At 52.3% G+C, this 11631-nt stretch carries 8 protein-coding genes and 1 pseudogene; all 9 read right to left on the bottom strand.

The features are described 5' to 3' along the window. Positions 1 to 594: 594 nt before the first annotated feature. The 9 genes and pseudogenes from ACI7RC_RS27280 to ACI7RC_RS27320 all read right to left on the bottom strand — a co-directional run bounded on the left by ACI7RC_RS27280 (position 595) and on the right by ACI7RC_RS27320 (position 11364). A complete protein-coding gene (locus tag ACI7RC_RS27280; RefSeq protein ID WP_408111313.1) occupies positions 595 to 915 on the bottom strand; it encodes a hypothetical protein in 321 nt (106 codons plus the stop codon). A gap of 626 nt (positions 916 to 1541) precedes the next feature. Next, positions 1542 to 1676: pseudogene (locus ACI7RC_RS27285) on the bottom strand (RHS repeat-associated core domain-containing protein); the annotation flags it as partial. 550 nt (positions 1677 to 2226) lie between these two features. Continuing rightward, positions 2227 to 3012, bottom strand: coding sequence for a tryptophan synthase subunit alpha (trpA, locus tag ACI7RC_RS27290; protein WP_408111314.1), 786 nt, complete (start codon positions 3010 to 3012; stop codon positions 2227 to 2229). Beyond that, positions 2996 to 4231: a tryptophan synthase subunit beta gene (gene trpB / locus ACI7RC_RS27295; protein ID WP_408111315.1), complete on the bottom strand. Its 1236-nt coding sequence runs from the start codon at positions 4229 to 4231 to the stop codon at positions 2996 to 2998. The genes trpA and trpB overlap by 17 nt, the downstream gene beginning before the upstream one ends. Positions 4232 to 4236: 5 nt before the next feature. Beyond that, complete coding sequence (locus tag ACI7RC_RS27300; RefSeq protein WP_408111316.1) at positions 4237 to 5214, bottom strand: sugar-binding transcriptional regulator; 978 nt, start codon at positions 5212 to 5214, stop codon at positions 4237 to 4239. 179 nt (positions 5215 to 5393) lie between these two features. Next, entirely contained in the window at positions 5394 to 5921 is a 528-nt protein-coding gene (locus tag ACI7RC_RS27305; protein WP_408111317.1) for a DinB family protein, read from the bottom strand. A gap of 67 nt (positions 5922 to 5988) precedes the next feature. Beyond that, a complete protein-coding gene (locus tag ACI7RC_RS27310) occupies positions 5989 to 8193 on the bottom strand; it encodes an AAA family ATPase (protein ID WP_408111318.1) in 2205 nt (734 codons plus the stop codon). 20 nt (positions 8194 to 8213) lie between these two features. Further along, the gene (locus tag ACI7RC_RS27315; RefSeq protein ID WP_408111319.1) at positions 8214 to 8693 is read right to left on the bottom strand and encodes a DUF6530 family protein; all 480 of its coding nucleotides are present in this window, start codon (positions 8691 to 8693) and stop codon (positions 8214 to 8216) included. A gap of 205 nt (positions 8694 to 8898) precedes the next feature. Beyond that, entirely contained in the window at positions 8899 to 11364 is a 2466-nt protein-coding gene (locus ACI7RC_RS27320) for a tetratricopeptide repeat protein (RefSeq protein ID WP_408111320.1), read from the bottom strand. Positions 11365 to 11631 lie beyond the last annotated feature (267 nt).

Genomic DNA, 11631 nt, shown 5'->3' on the forward strand with positions numbered 1-11631 from the left:
AGGGCAGAATATACATTTTGTATGTTAATTGGTCAGTCGTAGTTTAAAAAAAGTGTTCCACTTTTTTATGAGCACGGTGGTCAACATTTTGATTGACATTCACACCCGTCCAAGATCAGACGCTTTTCCCACCTTAACAGCTCCTCTAGCTTTCCCGTCATCACCGATCACCCCGTACTCTTTCTCATATTACTCGGAATATCGAGTGAGTCGTTCGGCGGTTTTAAAGCGGTTCGCTAGTTTAATCTCATGAGCGGTTGGAGTTTTAACTCGGGCACACGCTACTTTTAAAGTTCGCTTATCTGCTACTCCCAGTTTAAAATGGTTACAGGCGATTTAACGTGGGGAATTCCCCAGTTTCTAGTCTCGCCCAAATCTTCTATCACGCTAGAAAGCTGGAAAGATTTTAGGGCGATTTCTGGACGCTAGAGCGTCCCTTTTTCGCCATATCGGGGGCGTGAGTCGGAACGTTCCTTCTCCTCGCTACGCCCGGAGGGCTCCGCCCTTCATTCCGTTCTTGTAGACTGTCACAAGGGCAAAAAGAAACCCCAGCCGAGCGTTTAATTACTCGTTTGGGGTGGTAAATTGATCAAGCTAGTAAATATCTAAGTAATCATCCTCGACCTCTCCAGTTAAGGAAAAGACCATTTTATACATTGCTGCAGCTTTCCCTTTATACTGAATTCGAATAGAAACAACCACATGATTGTAATCTTCATCGGGCCAATTTGTTATCGTAAGAGAAACTGTATCTACAAAAATTGTTACATGTTTTCTGTCAAAGTCTGGGAAATCCTTCTCAAACGCATCTGAACATTCCTCCCTATAAGTTTGGAATGCATTCCAAAACCCCTTAATACTTCTCTCTTCAAGATTGTTTTTTAAAACCCACTCTTTAAGCCCTTTTATATCCATCTTATCACCACTTTTTAATGTCTTCCCTTATCAAAGTAATCAAAAATGATATGGCCAGATTTTTTATCATAGTTACCATAAATTCGCCAATCCCCATATCTTTTATCCATTACTTTAACCTCATACTGATAAGTCTTATTGCCGAATTTCACCCCTTGTCCCGATAGTCTTTTTATTCCACTTATACCTTCCTTTCCAACTATACCCTTTTGCATTGCTTTTACAAAAACTTCAATTCCTTCTTTCCCAAATCTCCCCTTTACTTCATTATAGACCTCATGTTTAATCCATCCCTTACCTACTTCTTTGATTGTGCCTGCCGCCAAACCACCCGATTGGAGATAGAACATTTTATCAGCAGACCATACATACAATCCAAATCCCGTAGGATCATTTTCAATTTGGTAACGAACGGATGCCCATGCTAGTTCGTTTACGAACTCTTCGGGAATTGCATAATCAGTCCCCTTCATGATATCTGATTCGGCAACTCCAGATTTTCTCATCTGATTGCGAAGGGATTCAGCCTGCTGCGCCCAATACTTTTTGTCAGCGTTAGTTTTGGCTTTTTCGTATTGCCATTTCATCTCATTTATAGTCCAGTTAGCAGTTACTTCAGTACTCCAATGCCCTGTCGGATTAAAATACCTCAGCGGATTATTCTCCACATACGTATACTGATTCAAACTCAACGGATTATCCACTTGCCCCTTATACGTATCCTCTGAGATAAACCGTCCCATACTCGGATCATAGTACCGTCTGGGAGATAACGCGCCCCAGCGGATCGTAGGCGGTTTGCACCTTCAAATCTGAAAAGGTCCCCGTCGCGGTTTCCGCCTTCATCTGAATACTCGTTGGAAAGAGTTCGTANTGAGATAAACCGTCCCATACTCGGATCATAGTACCGTCTGGGAGATAACGCGCCCCAGCGGATCGTAGGCGGTTTGCACCTTCAAATCTGAAAAGGTCCCCGTCGCGGTTTCCGCCTTCATCTGAATACTCGTTGGAAAGAGTTCGTACGTATCGTATGACAGGATATTTTACGTCAAAGATTTGGCAGTGCCGACAAATATTGTTTCGGTAACGGAAACGACGCGCTTATTCTCGTACGAGTAGACGTGCTCGGTCCTTTCCGTTGCGGTTCCCTGTTCCGTCGGGCGGTATAGACATAGGTTTCGCGATGAAAATAAGCTCCGTCCGCTGCGGATAAATCTCGTCTTTACTCTTGCGCTATGAGCAGCAACACGGCACTAACAACCCGCAAAACAAAAAAACGCGAGGGAAAACCCCCCGCATTCTAACTACTCCCTATCTTCCCTCCGTAACCGCCTTTACCTCCAACAAAAACTTCCTTACCCCGGCAAGCCCTTCCGCTTCCAGCAGCTTGAGCAGCTGGCTGCCGATGATCGCGACATCGCTTTTTCCCACGAGGTACTCCACGTCCTCGCTGCGCTGGATGCCGAAGCCTACACCGATCGGCGTGGCAGCGCGGCGGCGGCAGCGGGACAAAAAGTCGGTCGTCGCTTGGTCGAATTCCGTCTTGGCGCCAGTGACGCCCTTCCTCGCCACGCAGTACAAAAGACCGCCCGTTTCATTCGACAGATACTGCAGACGCTCCTCCGGCGTGTAAGGCGTGGCGAGCAGGATCGGGTCCACCCCGAACTTTTTGCAGGCAGCCAGGTACTCCGGGCTTTCTTCCGGATAGGCGTCCGGCACGATCAGGCCGCGAATGCCAATCGACTGGGCCGTTTCAACAAAGCGCTCGACGCCGTACTGGACCAAGATGTTGTAGTAGGTCATGAAAATGAAGGGAAGCTGAAATTCCTCCGTCACCCGGCGGGCGAAGTCCAGGCACTTTTCTACCGTGGTTCCCCGATTCAACGCTTCCTGGTTGGCCTTCAGGAACACGGGTCCGTCGGCAATCGGCTCGGAAAAGGGCAGCTGCAGTTCCACCAGATCGACGCCGCACTCGGCAAACAGGCGAATCATCTCGTAATTCGTCTCAAAGTCAGGGTAGCCGAGAATTTGGTGGGTCATCAGCAGAATCCTTTTTTGCCCGCGCTTTGCGGCGATCTCGTCAGCGAGACTGCTCATACTGTTTCTGCTTGCGCTCGATAAAGGCTGTCCACTCGTCATCTTTCAATCCCTCCGCTATGTTAAAAATGTCTTTATCTCCCCGTCCAGACATGTTGATCAGGATGACGTCGGATGGCGAGGTGCTGCCCACATCCTTGAATGCCGCTGCAAAGGCATGGGTGGATTCCAGCGCCGGAATCATGCCTTCCTTGCGCATCACCAGCTGCAGAGCCTGGGTCACTTCATCGTCTGTCGCCGCTTCAAACCGGACCCGGCCCTGTTCGGCCAAATCGGCCAAAATCGGAGAAACCCCGGTGTAATCGAGTCCGGCGGCAATGCTGTACGTGTCGCGCATCTGTCCGTCCTCATCCTGCAGAAACAGCGTCTTGTACCCTTGGGCAACCCCCGCTTTTCCCGTCCCGTATGCGATCCGGGCCGCATGTTGTCCCGAGTCCGGACCTTTGCCGCCCGCTTCAACACCGACCAGTTCCACTTCCGCGTCGGACAGGAACCCCTGAAATACACCCAGGGCATTCGATCCGCCGCCGACGCAGGCGTATACGCTATTCGGCAGCCTGCCTTCCAGGCGCAGGATCTGTTCCTTCGCCTCTATGCCGATGATCGATTGGAAATACGCGACCATCGCCGGGAACGGATGGGCGCCCGAAGCTGTTCCCAAGAGGTAGTGGGTCGTTTCGAAGCTGGACACCCAGTCTCGCAGCGCCTCGTTGATCGCGTCCTTGAGTGTACGGGAACCGTACTCGACCGGGACGACTTCAGCTCCGAACCGCTTCATCCAGAACACGTTGGCGTACTGTCTTTCCATGTCTTCGCGGCCCATGTATATCGTTGCCCGAAGCCCCAATTTTGCCGCCACGATCGCAGTGGCAACGCCATGCTGGCCGGCGCCGGTTTCCGCGATCACCCGCGTCTTGTTCATCCGCTTGGCCAAAAGCCCCTGCCCTAGCGCGTTGTTCAGTTTATGGGCGCCGGAGTGGTTCAAATCCTCCCGTTTGATGTAGATTTTCGCCCGGCCAAAGTGTTCGGTCAGCCTGTCGGCGTACGTCAGCGGCGTCGGCCGGCCGGAAAAATTGGCCAGGATGTCGCAGTACTCATTCCAGAATGCGGTATCGTTTTGGATCTTTTCGAATTCGCGGTTTATTTCCTGAAAGGCCGGGTACAAAATTTCCGGGATGAATGTTCCCCCGTAATTGCCGTAATATCCGTTTGTGCTCAATCTCCTCATCCTTTCTTTCCGGCGGTATTTCGATGAATGGCCATTACAGCCTGTGCCGTAGCCAAATCCGTGACGAGAACGTCAACCCATTTGCCGCGGAGCACCGCCGTAATCGCCGCTGCCTTATCGCGGCCCCCTGCCACAGCAATCACCTTGGGGATGCCGCGCAGTTCTTCGGCTGTCAGCCCGATCATCCGCTTTTTTACAGGGTGGTCGATCGTCCGGCCGTCGGTATCGAGGAACGAAGCGCATAAGGCGGCGGCAGCTCCTGTCCCCTTCACGCTCTCCAGATCTTCGCTGCTGAAATGTCCTGCCTCGGCGATCGTGGAGCGCTCGGAGACGTCTCCGATGCCGACCACGGCAACCTGACAGGATTGGGCCAATTGGAGAACCTTGCTGATTCCCGGCTCGCCCCGGAGCAGCACCCCGGTTTCCTCATTGGAGACAACGGCCGGCGCATGCAGCAGCCAGTACTTGGATTTCAATTTGTCCGCGATCGCCATCGTGTTGGAGTTGGCGTGCCATGGCACCCCCTCGGAGCCCCAGCCGCCCACCAGCGGCACAAATTGCAGGTTGTTTTTGCTGAAAAACTCCAGCTCGTCGCCGATGGCGGCGATCGTCCGACCGGCCATAACGCCTACGATATCGTTGTCCTTGAGGATCGATTCCAGCAGGACTGCGGTCGTTTTCCCCAGCTGCACATACAGCTTCTGTTCATCTGCGGGGGGGATGTCAACCACGACGACGTCATGGATGCCAAAGGTTTCAACCAAAAGTTGCTCCATTTGCTGTTCGGCCGAGTACGGATTCTTAATCGAAATCTGGACGATTCCCTCCGCTTTGGCAGCCGCCAGCATGCGGCTGACGTGAGGGCGGGAGATGCCAATGCGCTCCGCAATCTCCTGCTGATTGCATCCATCCTCGTAATACAGCTTGCATATTTTTACAAGAAGCCTGTTTTTTTCTGTTTTTATGTCTGTCATCTGAGCCTGGATCACCCGCTTTGCACAAATGTACACAAGATGTAATTATGTACTTAACTATATCCTGTTTCCCTTGTTTTGGCAAGATTTGCTTCCTGAAAAGAGCGAAGCTGTCCTCTCGTGCAGTCCGCACGATAGAACAGCCTCGTTTTTCTTTCGCAGCGCCAGCTCTCGGCCGGTTATCCTTTCTGTTTCAAAATGCCTAAAAATGCTTTCCAGGGCCCTACATCCGTCCTGTATCTCTCCGCCATGACCCGAACAATTTGGGCCATGTGTGTCAGATCGTGAACAACCCACGTCGAAAGCAATTCTCTTGCCTTTACCGTACCGAACTCAGGGTGTGAGCCCGTTCGTTCGAGGAGCGGCTCAGATAGGATAAGCTCCTGAAGTTTGGCAATATTTTGCATCCGAATCGCCTTAAATTCAAGCAAACTTTGTTCAATCGATCGCGTCGATCTTTGCAAGTGGGAAAAACGGTCAAATGGGGGAAAGGGGTTGCCCTCTCCTTCCTGAAGGATACATCCCAGCCTGGGGATCCAATTGTGTTTCTCTGCCTCAATGAGGTGCTCCACCACTTCGGAGACGTTCCAGGATCCTTCGCCTTCATTGCATTGCAGCCACTCATGCGAGATGCCGGATAAAAATGACTCCAGCGTCTGCGGTGTGCGTTCCAAAACTTCAATCGCTTCCTTCAATTGAAAATTCACGTTACCGCTCCTTTCGCGTCTGGCGGGGATATGACCATTTTACCAAAAACTGGACCCTTTTACATGATCACAAATACCGGGCGATGATCCGAACCAACTTTGCCGGGAACTCCTGCAGATTCGTAATATCCAAAAATCGCTCATTCCTATAGATTTGACTGATCACTTCCTTGTCCTGGCCGATTGCCGCTGCAAGAAATGTGATTCCCTTCCTTTCGTATTCAGCTATGGTCTGCTGCATATCGGCAATGGCATAGCTTCCCGTATAATCGTCCATTGCTTTGGGCTGTCCGTCACTGATGCTGATCAAGAGCTTTGTATTTTGCGCGGAGGCGGCTAAACGTTCCGCCATAATGCGAAGAGCCATTCCATCGCGATTGTTGCTCCTGGCACAAATCCCCATAAGCCTGAACCGATCATTGGGATCGGGCTGCTCAAAGTCCACATAGGCGAAGATCGACATTTGCTCCAGCTTGGAGACATCAGCCGTATCGCCGTAGATCAGGATAGGAATGCTGCAAATTTGACAAAATTCATATACGGCGACAACAGCTCGTTTCGCTGCTTCCAATCTCCCAAAGGCAGCCATGGATGCAGATTCATCAACCCTTAGACCGACCACAAGGGACGGGGACTCGGTTGGAGGACGTTTCTTGGCGAAGCAGCGAAAATCCCGGTAAGCAACGCTGTCAGCCAGAAATTTGCTGCCAAAGGCATGATTCCTGGCAAATTCGGAAGAAACCTCGTGTTCCAACAGGGGAAGTGTCTTTCTGGCAATTTCCCGCACGACAGGCATGAGTCCCCTGCTGAGGGTGACGTATTCCTGTTGGCTGCCCCCGTCGTACTCAGGCCGGCGGACAATCAGCTTCACCTTTTGATGAATGGAACCGGACACGACTTCCCTTGCGTCCCGATTCAGTTTTTTGCGGAATTCCCGCTCTTTTTCCCCTGACAATGGTTCAGGATTTGCCTGATGGTATTTGGGGGTACGATGACCGCCCAAATCTGAACTTTCCAGCTCGGCGGCATCATCCGAAATACGGGAGGAGCTTTCGTCACTATCAGCAGATTTTTTTAATGCGATCCCCTTTTCCTCCGCATGGTTGTCATGCTCAAAATCGCTGTCGTCTATCTCTCCCCACGTCCGGATCTCTACTGCATCGGTATCATTTCGTTTTTTTTTTACTTCCTTCTCCGCTTCCTCCAAACCTGCTAGCAATCCGTGGCTGTCAAGAGCCTCTTCCAATATCTTGATCTCCTCGGGATCGGTCGTGATCTTGTAGATGACTTTATGATAGAGGGATTCTCTTGCGGAAGCACCTCCGGCGACGGCATCCGTCCAGTAAAAATACGATCGCATGCCGGCCACACCTTTGATCGCATTTGCCCGGGCTGTCTGATCCAGCACAAGTATGGCATTTGCCAACGTGCCGAGCACCTTTTGATTCCTGTAACCGGTTTTGGCCATTGCCCGTTCGATCATCGTTTCTTTGGCTGGCAGGTCCATCTTTTCCGAGTGCTGAACCCTGTCGCGCAGTGCTTCGTTTAGCGGCCTGGTCCCGGCGTAGCCGCGGTTTGTCGTGATGACTGCAATGAAGTCCGGATGTCTGCGGACGATTTCGGTGGGGAGGTTGATGCTCCCGTCCAGCTCCAGCGCAGAGTTTAGTGCCATTAAGACGGCGGCGTCTCGAATCACAGTTGGTTCCTGTATTTCCAGGAGATAGCCATTTTGATAGGCTCTGACGATCTCGGAAGGGTAAAACCGATATTCAACCGCCTCACCTTCGGTATTTTCCGCAGCCAGCTTCAGCAATTGTTTCATTTTGAAGGCGGCCTGTTCCCGGGTAATCCCCAGCACGTCCGTCAATATCTCGGCTGTGCTTTGAAAACCGCCGCTCTCGTACAACGCCTGTAGGGCGATTTGGTCCGCAGGCTCCAGCCTCTTCAATCGTTCCGTTGACATCACCGGCAAAATCGCGCCAATCACATCTGTTTTATCCATATCGGCAAAACAGGTCACCTTCGTATACGGCAGACCAAAACGGGCCGACAATGCTTTCGCCAGTTGTGTTTTACCGGAACCGGCGTCCCCCTCCAACAGGATATTGGCGATTTTCATTTCCCCGCGATTCCAGTTGCGTTTTACTTCTTTACAGATGCGCCGTTCTTCTTCGCTGACCTTGTGGGACAAGGGCATTTTCCAGACGAGCTTTTTTTCAGCGTCCGTCAGTTGTCTTTCCGGTGATAATACAAATTCTCCGCAGTCATTCATAACCTCTCTCCCCTATCATACTAATACCCCATTTCCTTCAAAATACTGGATAATGTACGAAGTCTTTCCCCGATCAGCTCATCGTCATCGCTGAGAGCCTGGCTGAACAGTTTGATATCCTCATTGATTCTTTCATTGTCCGTACATACTTCTACGGTCATCGCATCCCCCTGCAGACCGACCCGGTCGATGACAGGCTTCTCGGGATCATAAAAATGCTCGTATCTGTAAGCTTCGCGAAAATGCGCCAGGGTCCGGCATATCAGAATGGATAAATCAAGAACGCGATGGAGCGGCAGTTCCTCCGACTGTCTGGACCATTTTTCCCCCGTGTATCGCCATACTTTTGCAGAGATATCCACCTTTCCCCTGTCATTCCACTGGGCCAAGCCTAACGAAAGGCCTTTGGCATCCGTGTTTCGGGCGAAACGTCCATCCACGTTTTCATAGTTCTCGGAAACGATAACAGGCTTATGCTTTAAGGTTGTCGGTATCTTCATTTTCTTTTCCCTCTTTTCATTTACTAAATTACTAAATTACTGATTTACTAATTTACTGCATTCTACTCTGTATCTCACCGAAAGTCAATCCGATATTTTACCGGGCTTCGTTCATCCGTTCTGTCTGATGGCACTCAAGAGAAAGAAGAACTCCCCATGCCCACTGAATTTGGTAAACATGGGGAGTTTCTATTGGTTTGCCGCACTACGCACCGTTACATACAAACTCCAGATGATTGGCTTGTATGAAGCGCAGCGGGATGCGAATCAGCCGCTGGCGTTTTCCCGCTATCTGTGACGAAGCCGATTGAATCGTGTAGTCCAGGTGTGTCCCGTCAGCATCCGTATAGACTGAATGGGCTGTCACCTTCTGACCGTCTCCCGCCGCAACCAGCACGTACAGCCAATCCCCTTCCTCCATCGTTCCATGGTACTCCTGCCCGTCGTGCTGCCGGATCCACGCTTTCACGGCTGCCGGCAATTGATCGCTGTCAGGGTTCAAGGGCTGGCTGGAAAGGTAGCTACGCAGCGGATCGTATCTGTAGCCGTTTGACTCAGCATCCTGCTGCTTTCGCTGTGCCAAGAGCTCTTTTGCCTTCGCTGCCTGATCGCTCTCGGGATATCTTTTGAGCAGCTCTTCCAACCAGGACGGCTCATCCGTGTAGGTGTATATGATCAGCATCGCGTCGTCGGCAAGGGACGACTGCGGGTATTCTTCCAGCAATTTTTTTGCTGCTTCGATCGCCTGTTCTCCCAGGTGGGTACGGGTCTCGTAGAATGCCACTTCATCTCCGTAATCAATCAGCTTGCTGTAGCCAAGTGCCCGGGAAAACAGCGTCTTGGCCGCCACTTCCGGAGCAGCGGCAGCGGTGTCGATCTGCTCGAACACCTTGAGCGCCTGCACGAGGTGGTTAAACCGGGCGATGTACGCACCAAGCGACGGATTGTAGCCCATGTACTTGATCTGGCCAAACCAGAAGAAGCTCTGCCGCTCGCCCCGCCACAGGTGATTGTAGTAGGTCAGGGGCTGATGGTAGATCGCCGCGGCCAGCGCATACTGCTTGGCCGCCTTGTCCGGTCCTGAAGCTTGGGCCGCTTCCCGCTGCAGTCTGGACAGCTGTTTGGCCTGGGCCAGCTGCTGCTTGAGCGCCGGCCAAAACGGATAGTAGCTTTGCACGTCTCCCTTAATGGAGGTATGGGAATCCCCCCATCCATTTGCATCCTCCGGAAATGCATCGCTGAAGAGATCTTTCCCGTCGTAGTCGCCGATCAACCGCTCGAGAGCATCCGCCCCCCGGGCGTATTCGCCGTCCCGCAGCAACTCCACCGCATATGTATACTCGATCCAGGGCTTCGCCCAGGCTGGCAGACTGCCTGTGTCAAGTCCAGCGAGCCCCTTGCTGGTCAGCTCCACGTCCAGCACGTACAAAAACAGCCCCTCGGCATCGTAGCCGATGTCGTGATCGCCCATCCGAGTGGCTTGGTCGAACCAGTACAATGCCTGATCGTATTGGCCCAGCAGTTGATAGCAGCGGGCCAACCGATAGGCAGCGTCGTCAGCAGCGGGATGGAGCGGATACGCTTTGAGAAAGGCAAGCCAGCCTTCGACACCTTGCTTGGGGTTGTCAAAGTCTTTCCCTTCCGAGTTGTACCACCTGTCCTCATTGTCTTCGAAAAAGTAGGCCCGTCCCCGCACCGCCTCGTACTGCTTGATTCCCTTCGCCAGATGGCCGTCGGGATAGAGCTTCAGCAGAAACTTTTCAACCGTACCGTGAACGGGAAGCGCAAAGCCGTGTGCCATGCCGCTCTCATAGAGCCGTTTGGCAGCCTCGCGATCCCCTGACACGCGGACCAGCAGCATATCGATCTGCTGCTCGGACACATGATCCCGGGTCTTCTCGGCAACATGCCGCAGCCATTCCCGCTGCTTTTTATCACTGTTGGGATAGCCGGACAGTTTACGTACAATCCGGCGCTGCATCTCCACTGGTAGTCCGGCGTGCTCGTACATGCCGGTCAGCGTGCTCCAGTCTTTTTCTGCATCCAGATGGTCGATTAACCCGGCCAGCTGCGGTCGCCCGCGAAGCCGCTGTGTCCAGTCTGCAAGTTGATCGGCAGTGACCTTTCCGCGCCGTTCCAGCACGTCAAGAATCACGGCCATGCCCTCCGCATCCGCCTGGTCCATCAAAGCGATCAGCTTCTGCTCCTGACCTGCCGGCAGGATTTCGTCGATGGCGATTGCCAGGCCGAAGGGCAGGGGAATCGGGCGGGGGTCTTTGGTCCAAGCCAGGAGATCATCCAGCAGGCGGTCATCGCGGAGAACTTGCGCGATTTTCAGCCAAAAACCCCATTCATTCCAATAATTCCAATAGTCCGGCGAATTCCCGTCCGGCATGCTCACAGCTGCCAGCGACAGCCCCTCTCTCGCAAGCGGCAGCACACGATCCTGCTGTTTCTTGAGCAGTGCCAGCGTCGCTTGTGATATCATTTGTTCGCCCTGATAGTCGAGCCGTGCTCTGCTGATCGCAGAGACGGCCTCTGCCTCATCCTGGGAAGAGACGCTCTGTGCCTTTGCGGCATTTTCCCGGATCAGTCCCGAATCGGCGCAAATGCCAAGGGGGATGACGGCGGCAGCAAGCCAGACAGCCAGCTTGCGGTACTGGTGTTTCAAATTTTTTCACCCTCCAACTGGTTATTTCCTCCTATATGACGGACCTGACCCGGTTGGCGTTTCGGACAACAGCGGCAATTTTTAGCGGCAAACACTGCTTTTACAAAAGGCTATCTGTTGATATGACTTACTCTGGCGTACTTGGGCGTGGACGTATTCGGACTGAAAATTAATTTGACCTTATCGTAGGTTGAAATGGTTCGAAGTCGAATGTTATTACCGAGCAAGTGAACCTCCCCGACTTACTCGCTAACGCGAGTTGAAGTC

The organism is Brevibacillus sp. B_LB10_24 (assembly GCF_046036945.1).
Taxonomy (GTDB): domain Bacteria; phylum Bacillota; class Bacilli; order Brevibacillales; family Brevibacillaceae; genus Brevibacillus_C.

Coding starts and splice junctions, on each gene's coding strand:
- trpA (WP_408111314.1), bottom strand. CDS start 3,012: ATGAGCAGTCTCGCTGACGAGATCGCCGCAAAGCGCGGGCAAAAAAGG.
- ACI7RC_RS27315 (WP_408111319.1), bottom strand. CDS start 8,693: ATGAAGATACCGACAACCTTAAAGCATAAGCCTGTTATCGTTTCCGAG.
- ACI7RC_RS27280 (WP_408111313.1), bottom strand. CDS start 915: ATGGATATAAAAGGGCTTAAAGAGTGGGTTTTAAAAAACAATCTTGAA.
- ACI7RC_RS27300 (WP_408111316.1), bottom strand. CDS start 5,214: ATGACAGACATAAAAACAGAAAAAAACAGGCTTCTTGTAAAAATATGC.
- ACI7RC_RS27310 (WP_408111318.1), bottom strand. CDS start 8,193: ATGAATGACTGCGGAGAATTTGTATTATCACCGGAAAGACAACTGACG.